Raw genomic sequence first — 15098 nt, forward strand, 5'->3', positions numbered from 1 at the left:
CCTCTCGCGCGCATGATTCGGTTGATCAAGTACACCACCTTCGTCGAGCGTGATGCTCAAGCGGCGTTCTCGGCGACCGGCGTCGTGGCTCGTTTCGGTGCGAACGCGGGAGCAAGAACTATCAAGATCGCGCAGAACGCCAGCGGAATCAGGAACCCGATTCGAAGGTCACTGAAGGCAGCGACCGCGCCGACGATGCCGCCGCCGACCACCGTGCCGACGTAGTTGAAGAGGTTGATGCGTGCGATCACCGCGTCGACCTGATCCGGGGGAGCCATCCGTCCGGCGGCGCTGAAGCAAATCGGGGCGATTACCGGTACGCCGAGGCCGACGATCAGGAAGCCGGCGATGGCAACGGCGGGAGATTGTGCGAGGACAACGATCGTCATGCCGACCACGCCGATGAGAGAGCCGATCCGCACGACGGTGGTCTCACCGAACTTGCCGACCCAGTAGTCGCCGGTCAGTCGTGCGACCAATGCCGCGATTTGGTACGCCGCCACGGAAAGGGCGGCCGTCCCGGCGTCGGCGAGCAGTTCGTCCTTGACGTACAGTGTCGACCAGTTTCCGACGCTGAAGTCGACCGCATAGAACAATGCCATCGCGACGCCGAGCAGGACGAAGGCGCGGGTGGGTACGGTGAATTTCGCGGTGCTCGTGATGTTTGCATCGGCAACCGGAGACTCGGCGCGATCGAGCAGTTGCGGGCCGAAGGCCAGAAGCATCAGTCCGACAACAACTCCCGCGATCACCTGCGTTATGCGGATCGAGATGTCGAGGCTTGCGGTAGCAGAGATGAACAGAGCGCCGACAATCGCTCCGACGCTCCAGGAAGCATGGAACGAGGAGAGGATGAAGCGGCCCTTGGCGTGTTGGATCGAGACTGCCTGCATGTTGGCGGCGGCGTCGACCATGCCGAGTCCGATGCCGTAGATCGCCAGGAAGACGAAGAACATCGCCGCGTTGGGCGCGATTCCGGTTGCCCCGCCGAAGACTGCGATGAGGGCGAGTCCGGTTCGCAGAGTCATCTTGCTCGACGTTCTCACGGCCAGAATCTCGGCGAGCACGCTGCCGAGCCCGGCGATGACGGACACGGTGACAACCGCAACCACAACCAGTGTCTCGCTCAGCTCGAACAATTCCTTGTACTGCGGCAGCTGCGTCAGAATGGCGGCGAGCAGAAATCCTTGAAGTCCGAAGGCCACCGAAGTGGCGATCCGAGCCCTCGTCAGGGTGCGGGTGTTATCCGTCATCAAGCAGGGCCTTTGTCTCGTTCGTTCGGTTAGGCCGAACGGTACTGGATCTTGATACTGGTCGAGTGTCCAACAAACCTGCGTGTTTTGCACGGTTCTTTGATTAACTGACCGACATGACTCGGCAGCCGACACCAGAATTTCCGTCTTCCTTCGTCTGGGGAACCGCCACCGCGGCCTACCAAATCGAAGGAGCTGTGGCCGAAGACGGTCGCGGACCGTCGATTTGGGACGAGTTCTGTGACCGCCCCGGTGTAGTCGTCGGGGGCGACACCGGAGCGGTTGCTGCCGATCATTATCACCGCTGGGAATCGGATATCGAGTTGATGAAAGACCTCGGGCTCGACGCTTATCGGCTGTCCCTGTCGTGGTCGCGAATTCTGCCCACCGGATCGGGGGCTGTGAATGCGAAAGGGCTCGACTTCTACGACCGCCTGATCGATCGACTGTGTTCGGTGGGAATTACTCCTGCCGTCACTCTCTTTCACTGGGATCTGCCCCTCGCACTGCAAGAGCAGGGCGGCTGGATGAACCGAGACACGTCGTACCGGCTGGGGGAGTACGCCCAGGTCGTCGGCGAACGGTTGTCCGATCGTGTCGGAATGTGGATGCCGCTCAACGAACCGGTAGTGCATACGCTCTACGGTCATGCCCTGGGAGTTCATGCCCCCGGCCTGGCCTTGGGGTTCGAGGCTTTCCAAGCCGCACATCACCAGCTGCTCGGGCACGGCCTCGCTGTCGAAGCGCTTCGGGCAACCGGATGCACGAACATCGGAATCGCCTCGAACCATGCACCGGTGCGTGCCGCCTCGGATTCCCCGGAAGACGTGATGGCTGCCGACATCTACGACCACGTCGTCAATTGGATGTTCGCCGACCCGATATTGGTCGGTAAGTACCCCGCCGACGAATTCGCTCAGCTGCTCAGCGGTCCCGTCGACGAGGACTTGAAAATCATCGGGGCGCCGCTGGACTGGTACGGGATCAACTACTACGAGCCGACGATGATTGCCGCTCCGGTGGAAGGCCAGGGGACCGAAGGTGTGCTCGAGGTCGACCTACCGCCGGGCCTGCCCTTTGCGCCTGTCGCGATTACCGGTTATCCCACAACCGATTTCGGATGGCCGATCGTTCCCGAAGGGCTGGGTGAGATCCTGCGGACGTTCCGAGCTCGGTTCGGTGACGCACTGCCGCCGATCTACATCACGGAAAGCGGATGTTCATTCCACGACGCTCCGGATGCCGCAGGCGTCGTCGCGGACGAAGCACGAATCGACTACCACGACGCGCACCTTCGCGCCCTCCGATCGGCCATGGACGACGGTGTCGACGTCCGTGGCTATTTTGTGTGGTCACTCCTCGACAACTTCGAATGGGCTGCGGGATACAAAGAGCGATTCGGCCTGGTACACGTCGATTTCGACACCCAGAAGCGCACACCGAAGACCTCGTTCGAGTGGTATCGCGCCCTGATCGCCGAGCATAAATCGGCTCAGGTCTGACCTGTGTGGAGGCGGTCTGGGTTGCATTCTCGAACCGGGCCGCCTAGCCTCGTCTCTCATGAAGCGAATTCTCGTAGTAAGCCGCCGTAGCGGGGTCTGAATCGGACCGACCCCTCGCTGCGGGTCGTCTTGCTACCAGTTGGTCCTCCACTTCATTCCAGGAAGACCACGATCATGACTTACAACTTCGCCTTCGCTTCTGATTCTTCTTCTACCGCTGCTGATCCTTTCGCGACGCGTCACGGAAAATCTCTGCCAGCCGGCCTGCGTGCCGAATGCTCAGCGATGTCTTGGACCGAGTTCGAGTCCACGTATGCGGCTATGAGCGGCCCGATCCGTTTGGGCGCGTGGTCCTCCGAGAAGATTGCGCCGGGTCGTTGGACTTTCGAAGCGACTCTCGGTCTGGGGGAGCGCATCCAGAAGGCTTCCGCCACCTCGACTGGCGCGATCTCGGCCATGACGTCGATGCTGCACGACGCGGGAATCTCGCTCGAGATCCTGTCTTTCCATCAGCACCAGATCGGCCACCGCACGGCGACGTTCATCTTTACCGAGTGCGACGGCCGTCGGAGCTGGGCGATGGGGATTGCGGAGTCGTCGACTGAGTCCTCGCTGCGCGCGATGACTTCGGCAGCGAACCGCTTCTCTCACTGATCAGTTACAACAATCTGATCCGCTACATCAACCGCAGTACTGACGTGGATTCCCGAGAGGGCTTGCGTCTGTACTGCGGTTGATGTGTTCGGCGCTCGAACGCAAAAAGCCGGAACCCTGAGGTTCCGGCTTCTTGCAATTTCAAATGGTGCGCGATACTGGGATTGAACCAGTGACCTCTTCCGTGTCAGGGAAGCGCTCTCCCGCTGAGCTAATCGCGCGGGTTCTGGAGAAAAATGGAGCGGACGACGGGATTCGAACCCGCGACCCCAACCTTGGCAAGGTTGTGCGCTACCAGCTGCGCCACGTCCGCATGAGCAATGAACTCCGTTACCGGAACTCAGTACTTTTCTAACTTATCAGACCTGCAAGCAGGTCTTGACCGTCAGGCCCGAGGGCCTGACGTGGTGCGCGATACTGGGATTGAACCAGTGACCTCTTCCGTGTCAGGGAAGCGCTCTCCCGCTGAGCTAATCGCGCGAGGTGGAGACGGGAATCGAACCCGTGTGCACGGCTTTGCAGGCCGTTGCCTCACCACTCGGCCACTCCACCGTAAAAGGTTGAGTCACACCTCTCGAGCGGACGACGGGATTCGAACCCGCGACCCCAACCTTGGCAAGGTTGTGCGCTACCAGCTGCGCCACGTCCGCATCGCACCGTGTTGCTTGGGGAGCTGCTCGCTCTCCTCGGTGCGTTGGAAACATTAGCCGACCGTGTCGGATACACACAAATCACCAGCTCAGTGGCGTGTTCGGAGTCGAATTGGCCCGTCGCGCGCGTTGCAACTGTCCGTCTTGGCGATGAATACGGTCTGAAATCAGCTCGAATTCGTAGATTTCGGGGTCGCCTGGAGCAAAACGAATGCCAACCTGGTGATTCGTATTCATCGCGCAGCCGTGTTAATGTTCCAACTCGTTCGAGCGCATGCGTTCGAATGACTTACGGTCCCGTGGCTCAGTGGGAGAGCGTCCGCTTCACACGCGGAAGGTCGCTGGTTCGATCCCAGCCGGGACCACAGAAAAGCACTGAAGGCGTTCCCGATCATCGGGGACGCCTTCAGTCGTTTGAGAGCACAGTCGTTTGAGAGCACAGCTGTTCGAGGGCACGGTTGTTTCGGCATGCAGACCGTCGTCGCAGGTCGCCGGCCGACGATTTCGGTAGCCTGGTCGAAGAGACATTTCGCGACCGAAAAGGTGACCGACTTGAGTACCGAAAAGGTCGATTCTCCCGTCGACGATTCAGACCTGTCCGTCTTCCAAGACGCAGAGTCCCGCTGGGAGCGGTGGCGCGCTGGAATCGCCGCGCGGCCCACCCTCAATCTTGCGTACCGCATCGGTGTGGGAGTCGTGGGCACGATCGTGTTCGCAGCAGGCATCGTGGCTATTCCGTACCCCGGGCCCGGTTGGCTCATCGTCTTCGCCGGCCTCGGCATACTGGCGTCGGAGTTCGCGTGGGCACATCGACTCCTTCATTTCGCGAAGGCTCGATACGACAGGTTCATGGAATGGTTCGGCAAGCAGTCGCTGTTCGTCAAGGGGTTGGGCGTTCTGTTCACCACAGTGATCGTCCTGGCGACTTTGTGGGTGCTCGGCACCTTCGGCCTGATCGGGACATGGGTGGGCCTGGACTACTCGTGGCTCGAGTCGCCACTGTGAGCTGAACGCGGCCCGGTTTCCTTCACTCGGTTGTCTCACCATGTCGGTAGGGCCGATAACATGATCGTGCGCGTGCTCGCAGTGGGTACGACGCCTGTCTAACTTGTCGCAATACCTTTAGGAGCACATCGCCGTGACCAGTCCCGCGCCAGAGCACTCAGCCGCCCCACTTCGGGTGCCCGCGGGGACGACCGCCGGGACTGCAGTGCGCGAAGCCGGATACCCCACGAAGGGGCCCGACGTGATCGTCGTTGTCCGCGATGGCGAGGGAACGCTCAAGGATCTGTCGTGGACACCTGAGGTCGATGTCGACGTCGAGCCGGTGGCAGCATCCACCGAGGACGGCCGCAGCGTCATCCGGCACTCCGCGGCCCACGTCCTCGCGCAGGCGGTCCAGAAGGAATTCCCCGACGCGAAGCTCGGCATCGGTCCGCCGATCAAGGACGGCTTCTACTACGACTTCGCAGTGGATCGTCCGTTCACTCCGGAGGATCTGGCCAAGCTCGAAAAGCGTATGAAGCAGATCATCAAGGGATCGCAGCGTTTCTCGCGTCGAGTGGTCGATTCGATCGAGGACGCTCGGGTCGAGTTGGCCGACGAGCCCTTCAAGCTCGAACTGATCGACGACAAGTCCGGTATCGACGATCCCGAGATCATGGAGGTGGGCGGCAACGAGCTGACCATCTACGACAATCTCGATCCGCGCACTGGCGACAAGATCTGGTCCGATCTGTGCCGCGGCCCGCATATTCCGACCACCAAGCACATTCCGGCCTTCAAGTTGACCCGAAGCTCCGCCGCCTACTGGCGTGGCAACCAGGACAACGCCGATCTTCAGCGTGTCTACGGCACCGCGTGGGAGTCCACCGAGGCTCAGGACGAGTACCTCGAACTGCTCGCCGAGGCCGAGCGTCGTGATCACCGCAAGCTCGGTACCGAACTGGACCTCTTCAGCTTCCCCGACGAGCTCGGTTCGGGTCTGCCGGTGTTCCACCCCAAGGGCGGCATCATCCGCACCGAGATGGAGAACTACTCGCGCAGCCGCCACATCGAGGCGGGCTACGAGTTCGTCAACACTCCGCACATCACCAAGGGACATCTGTACGAGGTTTCCGGTCACCTCGACTGGTACCGCGACGGAATGTTCCCGGCGATGCACGTCGACGAGGAACTGAACGAGGACGGCACCGTGCGCAAGCCGGGCCAGGACTACTACCTCAAGCCGATGAACTGCCCGATGCACAACCTGATCTTCCGTGCTCGCGGACGCTCCTACCGTGAATTGCCGTTGCGGCTCTTCGAATTCGGCTCGGTCTACCGCTACGAGAAGTCCGGCGTCATCCACGGCCTGACCCGCGTGCGCGGCATGACCCAGGACGACGCTCACATCTACTGCACCCGTGAGCAGATGCGCGACGAGCTGACCACCACGCTGCAGTTCGTGCTGAACCTGCTCAAGGACTACGGCCTCGACGACTTCTACCTCGAGCTGTCCACCAAGAACCCGGACAAATTCGTCGGTAGCGACGACGTCTGGGAAGAGGCAACTGCAACCCTCGCCGAGGTCGGTGAAGCTTCCGGCCTGACGCTAGTGCCGGATCCGGGCGGAGCCGCCTTCTACGGTCCCAAGATTTCCGTTCAGGTCAAGGACGCCCTCGGCCGCACCTGGCAGATGTCGACCATCCAGCTCGACTTCAACCTGCCCGAGCGGTTCGAGCTCGAATACACCGGCAACGACGGCGTCAAGACTCGTCCGGTCATGATCCACCGCGCGCTGTTCGGCTCGATCGAGCGGTTCTTCGGTGTCCTGACCGAGCACTACGCGGGCGCGTTCCCGGCGTGGCTGGCGCCGGTGCAGGTCGTCGGAATCCCGGTGGCCGAGGCCTTCGCCGATCATCTGTTCGACGTCACGAAGAAGCTCAAGGCAGCCGGTGTTCGCGCCGAGGTCGATTTCAGTGATGACCGGATGCAGAAGAAGATCCGTAACCACACCACGCAAAAGGTCCCGTTCATGCTCCTCGCGGGCGAGCGTGACGTGGAAGCCGGCGCGGTCAGCTTCCGTTTCCGTGACGGCACCCAGATCAACGGAATTCCCGTCGACGACGCCGTCCGGATCATCACCGAGTGGATCGGCCGCCGCGAGAATGCCTCGCCGACAGCCGAACTGGTGCAGCCAAGCGTGGCGCAGTGAGCGCCCCCGGCGACGATGGTCCGGGTTCGCTGATCGACCACGGCGTCGGCGATCCTGATCATTTGCAGCGTATTTGGTCGCCACATCGGATGTCGTACATCACCGAGGCGCCCAACACCCCGGGTACGACGGGTGAACCGTTCATCGACATTCCGAAAATGTCGGACGAGGAAGGGTTGATCGTCGCCCGCGGTGAACACGTCTACGCGGTCTTGAACCTGTACCCGTACAACCCGGGTCACCTGATGGTGGTGCCGTACCGCAAGGTCGCGGCCCTCGAAGACCTCACGCCGGAGGAGAGCGCCGAGTTGATGGCGTTCACCCAGCGTGCGTTGCGGGTGATCAAGAGCGTGTCGAATCCGCACGGATTCAACGTCGGTCTGAATCTCGGTGCTGCCGCGGGCGGTTCGCTGTCCGAGCACCTTCACCAACACGTAGTGCCACGTTGGGGCGGCGACGCCAACTTCATCACCGTGCTCGGTGGGGTCAAGGTGATGCCGCAATTGCTGCGGGAGACCAGGGGACTACTCGCCGGTGCCTGGCAACAATAGGTTGATGCATCCGGCTTCATGGCAGGATGCATTGCTGCAACGAGTTCCGAACCGGAACTCACGACGGGGAGGGTTCCTGCGGTGTTGAGCTTCTTCGGGCGCGCATCGGTGTCCAAGGTGACGGCACCTATGGGGAAGGCGCTGGTCAAGACCGGTCTGACGCCGGACTCGGTGACGGTGATCGGCACGGTGGCAAGCGTCGCCGGTGCGGTGACGCTGTTTCCGTCCGGACATCTGTTCTGGGGAACCTTGTTCATCTGGTTCTTCGTCATGTTCGACATGCTCGACGGCGCAATGGCTCGTGCTCGCGGCGGCGGAACGCGGTACGGGGCGGTACTGGACGCGACCTGCGACCGCGTGGCCGACGGCGCGATTTTTGCCGGCCTGGCCTGGTGGGCGGTCTACCACGAGAACAGCAAGTGGCTGCTCGTCGCGACGCTCATCTGCCTCGTCACCTCGCAGGTCATCTCGTACGCGAAGGCGCGCGCAGAGGCGAGCGGGCTGACTGCGGACGGCGGGTGGATCGAGCGCCCGGACCGACTGATCATCGTGTTGGTCGGATCTGGCCTGACAGGTATGGGTCTACCGTGGGCGATTCACATCGCGATGTGGGTACTTGCCGCCGGAAGTATCGTGACGGTCTTCCAACGAGTGCTCGCGGTGCGCAATTCGCCTGGCGCCCGGGAACTTCTGCCGATCGCCCCGGCGGCATCGACGGTCGAAGGCGCGCCGAACACCGACGGCGAGCCTAAAACGGACGGCGAGGCAGAGAAATGAGCTTTGCCGAGCGTGCAACCGATCTGGGATACGCCGCGGGTTGGCGTCTGGTACGAAGCCTGCCGGAATCGGTGGCGGTCAAGCTGTTCGACGCCGGAGCGGATTTCGCGGTACGCAAGGGCGGACCCGAACAACTCAGGAAGAACCTCGCGAGAGTTCTGGGCACGACGCCGGAGGAAGTTCCGGATCAGTTGATCAAGGATTCGATGCGCTCGTACGCCCGGTACTGGCGTGAGGCGTTCCGTCTACCGTCGATGGACCTGGTTGCGACAGGTAAGGCGTTGCATGCGCTGGTCGAGGGCCAGGAACATCTGGAAAAAGCAATGGCAGCAGGTCATGGCGCGGTATTGGCGCTGCCGCACAGTGGCAACTGGGACATGGCCGGCGTGTGGTGTGTTCAGCAATGGGGTGGGTTGACCTCCGTTGCCGAGCGGCTCAAGCCCGAATCCCTGTACGAACGGTTCGTCGACTATCGCGAGAGTCTCGGCTTCGAGATCTTCCCGCTCAGCGGCGGGGAGCATCCACCGTTCGTCGAACTGTCCAAGCATCTGCGTGAGAACAAGATCGTGTGCCTGTTGGGGGAGCGCGATCTGGCGAAGAAGGGTGTGCCCGTCACCTTCTTCGGAGAACCCACTCGCATGCCCGCCGGCCCGGCGAAGCTCGCGATCGATACCGGCGCGCCGCTACTTCCGGTCCACTGCTGGTTCACTCCCGACGGTTGGGGTTTCAAGATCGACCCGCCGATCGACGTATCCGGCGGAGTCGGCCCGGCCACGCAGGCACTTGCCGACCGTTTCGCGGTCAACATCGCAGCGCACCCCGCTGACTGGCACATGCTTCAGCCGCTGTGGCGCTCCGACCTCTCCGAATCGCGGCTCGCCCGCATGGAGGGTGAATGAAGATCGGCATGATCTGCCCGTACTCCTTCGACGTCCCCGGTGGCGTGCAGGCGCACGTGGTGGATCTGGCCGAGGTGCTGATCGAACGTGGTCACAAAGTGAGTGTGCTTGCGCCGTCGTCCGATGACGACGAGTTGCCGGATTTTGTGGTTTCCGCAGGTAAAGCCGTCGCGATTCCCTACAACGGTTCTGTTGCGCGGTTGTCTTTCGGCCCGACGGCGAACAACCGCCTCCGCAAGTTCATCGCGGAAGGTGACTTCGACGTTCTACATATCCACGAACCCAATGCGCCGAGTCTGTCCATGCTCGCGTTGCGTATCGCGGAAGGCCCGATCGTCGCCACCTTCCACACGTCGACTACGAAGTCGTTGGTGCTGAGCACTTTTCAGGGTGTCTTGGCTCCGTATCTCGAGAAGATCAGTGGCCGGATCGCAGTCTCGGAGTTGGCGCGTCGGTGGCAGGTCGAGTCCCTCGGATCCGACGCGGTCGAAATTCCCAACGGCGTCGATGTCGCAGCGTTTGCCGAGGCCGATCTGTTGCCCGGCTACCCGCGCGAAGGTGGAACCATTCTGTTCCTCGGTCGCTACGACGAACCGCGCAAGGGGATGGCCGTCCTCCTCGGCGCACTGCCGGAGTTGGTCGAGCGTCACCCGGATCTCGAAGTGATCGTGGTCGGACGCGGCGACGAGGAGAAACTCCGCAAAGAGGCGGGCAAGTACTTCAAGCATCTCCGCCTGCTCGGGCAGGTCAGCGATGAGGAGAAAGCGTCGGCGCTTCGCAGTGCGGACGTCTACTGTGCGCCCAATCTCGGCGGTGAGAGCTTCGGGATCGTGCTGGTCGAGGCCATGGCGGCTGGCACTGCCGTCGTGGCCAGTGAGTTGGACGCTTTCCGCCGTGTTCTTCGCGACGGTCAGGCCGGCTTGCTGGTCCCCATCGGGAACTCCGATGCCTTGGCCGAGGCAATCGATTCCGTTCTCGGTGACCCGGATCGACGACGCGCGCTGGTCAACACCGCGACAAGTGTTGTTGCCGAATACGACTGGCCGGTGGTGGCCGAACAGATCCTGCGTGTCTACGAGACCGTCACGGTTGGCGGCACCGGCGTACGCGTGGTGGGGTCATGACCTTCTCCGCTCTGACGATCTTCATTCTCGGGCTCGTCGCTGCCGTCGTCCTGGTCGTCGGACTGTGGGCGTACGGGACGGCGAACCGACTCGATCGACTGCATGTGCGTTCGGATCAGTCGTGGTTGGCGCTCGATGCGGCTCTGTCCCGTCGTGCCGCGGTTGTCCGCGCGGCGGCTGTGGACATGAGCGCCGACGACGCCCGCAGATTCGTCACCTTGGCGGACGCCGCCGAACGGGCGGATCGTCAGGATCGCGAGCTTGCCGAGAACCGGCTGTCCAATGCTCTCGCTGCCTACGGCACGACGTCGCTGCGACCTCAACTGGTGGCCGAGTTGGCCGATGCCGAGGCGCGCGTGCTGATCGCCCGGCGGTTCCACAACGACGCGGTGCGAGACACTCTCGCGTTGCGTACCCGACGACTTGTTCGATGGCTACATCTCGGCGGAACGGCGCCACTGCCTCAATACTTCGAGATCTCTGAGCGCACGACCGCGGCGGCGGTGCCCGAGGGAATCACCGTGGATACGTCACGGACCTCTGCCCGCGTGGTGATGCTGGACGAGGAAGATCGGGTGCTGCTGTTGCGCGGGCACGATCCCAAGATCCCGAACACTTACTTCTGGTTCACCGTCGGCGGCGGGCTCGAACGCGGCGAACATCTGCGAGCGGCCGCGGTTCGTGAGATCGAGGAGGAAACGGGGTTCAAGGTAGCGCCGGAGAATCTGCGAGGTCCGCTTTGGCGTCGGGTGGCGATCTTCCCGTTCGACGGTGAGCTGATCCGTTCGGAAGAGCTGTTCTTCGCTACGCGCACTCACGGCTTCGAGCCGGTCTTCCAAGGCCACACGGAATTGGAACAGCGTGCCATCACCGGCCATCGCTGGTGCAGCGCCGACGAGATCCGCCGACTGGCCAAGTCCGGTGAGCCCGTCTACCCGTTGGATCTGGCAAACCTCCTGGTCGAGGCCGCGACGATTGCGGACGGCTCCGAGGATCCGGAAGTGCGTTCCATCCGCTGATCGTTCGGTCGTTCAGTGCTCGCGGGCAGTTTAAGGCCAGCAATGGCAAATTGGATACGGAATCGAAGGCCGGTTAGTCCTAGAGTTCTGGCCAGAGGCCTCCGCGCGAATGAACTCGTGTGTTCGCCGTGCCTCGTTTCTTTCGTCACGCCACTACTGCAGGAGTTTGCTGTGAGCACCCCCGACTCTGCCCCCACCACCGCCATCGGCACCGCCCGCGTCAAGCGCGGCATGGCTGAAATGCTCAAGGGCGGTGTGATCATGGACGTGGTCACCGCTGAGCAGGCCAAGATCGCCGAAGACGCAGGCGCCGTCGCCGTCATGGCACTCGAGCGGGTCCCCGCAGACATTCGCGCACAGGGCGGCGTCTCGCGCATGAGCGACCCGGACATGATCGACAGCATCATCTCCACCGTCAGCATCCCCGTCATGGCCAAGGCACGCATCGGTCACTTCGTCGAAGCGCAGATCCTGCAGAGCCTCGGCGTCGACTACATCGACGAGTCCGAGGTCCTGACCCCGGCCGACTACGCCAACCACATCGACAAGTGGAAGTTCACCGCTCCCTTCGTCTGTGGCGCCACCAACCTCGGCGAAGCGCTCCGTCGCATCAACGAAGGCGCGGCCATGATCCGCTCGAAGGGTGAAGCAGGCACCGGAGACGTCTCCAACGCCACCACCCATATGCGCACCATCCGCGGCGAGATCCGCCGGTTGACCTCGCTGAGCGAGGACGAACTGTACGTAGCCGCCAAGGAACTGCAGGCCCCGTACGAACTGGTCGTCGAGGTCGCCAAGGCCGGCAAGCTGCCTGTCACCATGTTCACCGCCGGCGGCATCGCCACCCCGGCAGACGCTGCGATGATGATGCAGCTCGGCGCCGAGGGCGTCTTCGTCGGATCAGGTATCTTCAAGTCCGGCAACCCGAAGCAGCGCGCCGAGGCCATCGTCAAGGCCACCACGTTCTACGACGACCCGGACGTGCTCGCCAAGGTCTCGCGCGGGCTCGGCGAGGCAATGGTCGGCATCAACGTCGACGACCTGCCCGTCGGACACCGCCTCGCAGAGCGCGGTTGGTGACAGCAGGTTCGACGACCGGGCTCAGTGCCTGAAAGTCTTCACACAAGAAGGGCGGCGGTTGCATTGGCAACCGCCGCCCTTCGGGGTGTGGCGGACCGTCAGATGCTGTCCGATACCTCGAACACGAACTCGACCTCGACGGCACTGTTTCGGGGGAGTTCGGCCACGCCGATCGCAGAGCGGGCGTGCTGTCCAGCGGTACCGAAGATCTCGGCCAGCAGGTCGGACGCACCGTTGATCACCTGGGGTTGCTGCGAGAATCCGGATCCCGAAGCAACAAATCCAACGACCTTGACGACCCGAACGATGCGGTCGAGACCGACCAAGGCATCAACGGCCGCGAGTCCGTTGAGAGTGCACAACCGCGCCGCCTGGGCGGCGTCTTCGACGGAGACGCCCTCGCCCAACTTGCCGATGCACGTCGTAGTGCCGTCGACGAGCGGCAATTGCCCCGACGTGTAGACGTATGACCCCGTCTGAACGGCGGGAAGGTATGAGCCTGCGGGGGTGGCAACAGGCGGGAGGGGCAGGTCGAGTGCGGCGAGTCGTGCGGTCCAGGTACTTGCGTCGTTCATCGGTTCCTCAATGGGTTCTTTTGTCCGGGAATGGTGTTCGAGTCTGTCATCGTCGATGACCGCAAGTCCAAGTCGTATTTGCGCCCACCCCATCACTTTTGGTGATATTGGCCGTGGATTTTCGGTCGTTCGGGATTGTTCGGACTGATTCCTGGAAATCATAGATATCGAACGTATATTCGAATAGTGTTGAGGAATGTTCGATGACGGAGCAGGAAGCTCGGGTACCGCAGCGCAGCTGCCTGGTGCCGAATCCGACTGCGCCCTCATCGATCTCATCGCCGATCTGCATGCGCGCGAATCGATGCTCGTGGAACGAAAACTGGCTGCCATTGCCGAGTTTTTCGAGCGTCGCAGCGCTGACCACACTGATAACGGTGCTTGGTCGTCTACCGCTCACGAACTGGCTGAGGCCGAGCTCGGCGCGGCATTGACCATGGGCCGTGCCGCAGCGGGAAAGTTGATCGGTCTCGGCTTTTCTCTCAAGACTCGGCTCCATCGCACGCGTGCCGCCATGGCGCGCGGAGAAGTGGATCTGTATCGAGTCGGATTGATCGACTCCGCTACGGCTAACGTCGCCGACGATTTGATCGACGAGGTGGAACGGCAACTCCTCGAAAAGATCTCGGCGCCACCGATGCCTGGCGGTACCGGCTTGACCGGTCGCCGATTGACAGCGGCTATCGACCGGATCGTCGCCGTGGTGGATCCCGAGGGGATACGCGAACGTCGACGCCGCGCCCTGGCTGATCGGTTCGTGGGTGTGAGCGCTGCCGAGGACGGAATGGCGCGGATATTGGGGAGTATTCCGGCGGAGGAAGCACGGGCTTTCGACCGTCGGTTGCGGGAGTTGGCAATGTCGGTGTGTCGACACGATTCCCGTAAGTACGAGCAACGACGAGCTGACGCATTGGGAGCGTTGGTATCCGGGTCGACGATTCTGCCGTGCGATTGCGGCCTGGACGAGTGCCCACAAGATCGAAGCGGGATTGTGGTGGTGCGTCGGCCGTTGGTTCACGTGGTCATGCTGGAATCAACGCTTCAGGGCGGTGACGGACCAGGTGCAGACGAACCCGCTCACCTTGACGGTTATGGAGTGATCAGTGCAGAGCATGCGCGTGACATCGCCGCGGGTGCGCTGATTCGGAAGGTGAAGGTACCAGCCGATGCCGCGCTCGAGTCTTCCGGTGAGGGCGAGCCAGTACCTCCACCCGTTGTTCCTTCGGCGTCGGTCTACCGCCCCGGCGCTGTCCTCGACACCTGGGTGCGGGTGATCGCAGGAAGCTGCCAGTGGTTGCACTGCGATGTCGCTGCATGGAATTCAGATCTTGATCACACGGAGCCCTTTGATCATCGCGATCCCAATCGTGGTGGAAAGACCGTGGCGTCGAATCTGAGTGCGTATTGTCGAAACCATCACCGCCTCAAGCATTCCGGTCAGTGGTTGCACATCTCGAACCCGGACCGGAGTGTCATGCTGACCTCGCCGACCGGACATTGCTACCGAACCAGGCCGTCAGGTCTGCTGGCGGGAATGCTCGAGCCTGTACTGCCCGAGGGTGGTCGGCGTCGGCGCACACGTCTGGAGAACAAGGCCTCTCGTGTGCGGGGTGAGCGCCGGCGTCAGCGGATACGGATGCACCGGCGGATGAAGAAGGCACAGAGGAGGACCTTCGACGGCGGAGACGATCCACCGCCGTTCTGAGTCGATGCGCCCCGTCGCTCAGTGTTTTCGGATGCCCACTTTGGTGGCCGGGGGTGCGTCAGGCATTGTGTGAAGGTCGGTAGACGTCGGTACACGGGAAGATGTGGAGCATC

Annotated in this window: 13 protein-coding genes and 6 tRNA genes; 12 read left to right on the top strand and 7 right to left on the bottom strand. The window is 62.4% G+C overall.

Going from position 1 to position 15098, the window contains the following annotated elements; all coding sequences use genetic code 11:
• Positions 1-56 precede the first annotated feature (56 nt).
• On the bottom strand, positions 57-1253 hold the full coding sequence (locus tag H7C86_RS17235; RefSeq protein WP_182261909.1) for an MFS transporter: 1197 nt from the start codon (positions 1251-1253) through the stop codon (positions 57-59).
• Between the two features lie 116 nt (positions 1254-1369).
• On the opposite strand from H7C86_RS17235, the gene H7C86_RS17240 reads away from it, so the two are divergent.
• Both H7C86_RS17240 and H7C86_RS17245 read left to right on the top strand, forming a co-directional pair.
• Positions 1370-2755, top strand: coding sequence for a GH1 family beta-glucosidase (locus H7C86_RS17240; RefSeq protein WP_060938508.1), 1386 nt, complete (start codon positions 1370-1372; stop codon positions 2753-2755).
• Between the two features lie 174 nt (positions 2756-2929).
• Entirely contained in the window at positions 2930-3409 is a 480-nt protein-coding gene (locus tag H7C86_RS17245; protein WP_182261910.1) for an alpha-isopropylmalate synthase regulatory domain-containing protein, read from the top strand.
• A gap of 146 nt (positions 3410-3555) precedes the next feature.
• Here H7C86_RS17245 and H7C86_RS17250 read toward each other — a convergent pair.
• The 5 genes from H7C86_RS17250 to H7C86_RS17270 form a co-directional block, all read right to left on the bottom strand.
• Positions 3556-3630, bottom strand: a tRNA-Val gene (locus H7C86_RS17250).
• A 16-nt stretch (positions 3631-3646) separates the two neighbouring features.
• A tRNA-Gly gene (locus tag H7C86_RS17255) sits at positions 3647-3722 on the bottom strand.
• Positions 3723-3814: 92 nt separating this feature from the next.
• Positions 3815-3889: transfer RNA gene (locus H7C86_RS17260), tRNA-Val, on the bottom strand.
• A gap of 1 nt (position 3890) precedes the next feature.
• Positions 3891-3961, bottom strand: a tRNA-Cys gene (locus H7C86_RS17265).
• 25 nt (positions 3962-3986) lie between these two features.
• Positions 3987-4059 (bottom strand) — tRNA-Gly (locus tag H7C86_RS17270).
• Between the two features lie 293 nt (positions 4060-4352).
• Between H7C86_RS17270 and H7C86_RS17275 the strand changes: the two genes are divergently transcribed.
• The 9 genes from H7C86_RS17275 to pdxS all read left to right on the top strand — a co-directional run bounded on the left by H7C86_RS17275 (position 4353) and on the right by pdxS (position 12705).
• Positions 4353-4424, top strand: a tRNA-Val gene (locus H7C86_RS17275).
• Positions 4425-4611: 187 nt separating this feature from the next.
• A complete protein-coding gene (locus tag H7C86_RS17280; protein WP_029255280.1) occupies positions 4612-5064 on the top strand; it encodes a TIGR02611 family protein in 453 nt (150 codons plus the stop codon).
• Positions 5065-5197: 133 nt separating this feature from the next.
• Positions 5198-7255 carry a threonine--tRNA ligase gene (thrS, locus tag H7C86_RS17285; RefSeq protein ID WP_007732914.1) on the top strand — a complete coding sequence of 686 codons (2058 nt, stop codon included), beginning with the start codon at positions 5198-5200 and terminating at the stop codon, positions 7253-7255.
• Positions 7252-7806 (top strand): HIT domain-containing protein, encoded by a 555-nt coding sequence (locus H7C86_RS17290; RefSeq protein ID WP_019748284.1) that lies wholly within the window; start codon positions 7252-7254, stop codon positions 7804-7806. The genes thrS and H7C86_RS17290 overlap by 4 nt, the downstream gene beginning before the upstream one ends.
• A gap of 81 nt (positions 7807-7887) precedes the next feature.
• On the top strand, positions 7888-8583 hold the full coding sequence (gene pgsA / locus H7C86_RS17295) for a phosphatidylinositol phosphate synthase (RefSeq protein ID WP_042951804.1): 696 nt from the start codon (positions 7888-7890) through the stop codon (positions 8581-8583).
• Entirely contained in the window at positions 8580-9482 is a 903-nt protein-coding gene (locus H7C86_RS17300; RefSeq protein ID WP_007732919.1) for a phosphatidylinositol mannoside acyltransferase, read from the top strand. The genes pgsA and H7C86_RS17300 overlap by 4 nt, the downstream gene beginning before the upstream one ends.
• Positions 9479-10606, top strand: coding sequence for a glycosyltransferase family 4 protein (locus H7C86_RS17305; RefSeq protein ID WP_003943332.1), 1128 nt, complete (start codon positions 9479-9481; stop codon positions 10604-10606). Before H7C86_RS17300 ends, H7C86_RS17305 begins: the two co-directional genes overlap by 4 nt.
• A complete protein-coding gene (locus tag H7C86_RS17310; RefSeq protein ID WP_042951805.1) occupies positions 10603-11625 on the top strand; it encodes an NUDIX domain-containing protein in 1023 nt (340 codons plus the stop codon). Before H7C86_RS17305 ends, H7C86_RS17310 begins: the two co-directional genes overlap by 4 nt.
• 171 nt (positions 11626-11796) lie before the next feature.
• The gene (gene pdxS / locus H7C86_RS17315) at positions 11797-12705 is read left to right on the top strand and encodes a pyridoxal 5'-phosphate synthase lyase subunit PdxS (protein ID WP_003943338.1); all 909 of its coding nucleotides are present in this window, start codon (positions 11797-11799) and stop codon (positions 12703-12705) included.
• Positions 12706-12803: 98 nt separating this feature from the next.
• On the opposite strand, the gene H7C86_RS17320 is transcribed toward pdxS, so the two are convergent.
• Entirely contained in the window at positions 12804-13280 is a 477-nt protein-coding gene (locus H7C86_RS17320) for a RidA family protein (protein ID WP_070386655.1), read from the bottom strand.
• Between the two features lie 196 nt (positions 13281-13476).
• Here H7C86_RS17320 and H7C86_RS17325 point away from each other — a divergent pair, with 196 nt between their 5' ends.
• Positions 13477-14985 (top strand): HNH endonuclease signature motif containing protein, encoded by a 1509-nt coding sequence (locus tag H7C86_RS17325; RefSeq protein ID WP_070386651.1) that lies wholly within the window; start codon positions 13477-13479, stop codon positions 14983-14985.
• Positions 14986-15098: the final 113 nt, after the last annotated feature.

Source organism: Rhodococcus sp. UFZ-B548, assembly GCF_903819475.1.
In the GTDB taxonomy this organism is placed as follows: domain Bacteria; phylum Actinomycetota; class Actinomycetes; order Mycobacteriales; family Mycobacteriaceae; genus Rhodococcus_F; species Rhodococcus_F erythropolis.

Coding starts and splice junctions, on each gene's coding strand:
- H7C86_RS17235 (WP_182261909.1), bottom strand. CDS start 1,253: ATGACGGATAACACCCGCACCCTGACGAGGGCTCGGATCGCCACTTCG.
- H7C86_RS17240 (WP_060938508.1), top strand. CDS start 1,370: ATGACTCGGCAGCCGACACCAGAATTTCCGTCTTCCTTCGTCTGGGGA.
- H7C86_RS17245 (WP_182261910.1), top strand. CDS start 2,930: ATGACTTACAACTTCGCCTTCGCTTCTGATTCTTCTTCTACCGCTGCT.
- H7C86_RS17300 (WP_007732919.1), top strand. CDS start 8,580: ATGAGCTTTGCCGAGCGTGCAACCGATCTGGGATACGCCGCGGGTTGG.
- H7C86_RS17305 (WP_003943332.1), top strand. CDS start 9,479: ATGAAGATCGGCATGATCTGCCCGTACTCCTTCGACGTCCCCGGTGGC.
- H7C86_RS17310 (WP_042951805.1), top strand. CDS start 10,603: ATGACCTTCTCCGCTCTGACGATCTTCATTCTCGGGCTCGTCGCTGCC.
- H7C86_RS17320 (WP_070386655.1), bottom strand. CDS start 13,280: ATGAACGACGCAAGTACCTGGACCGCACGACTCGCCGCACTCGACCTG.
- H7C86_RS17325 (WP_070386651.1), top strand. CDS start 13,477: ATGTTCGATGACGGAGCAGGAAGCTCGGGTACCGCAGCGCAGCTGCCT.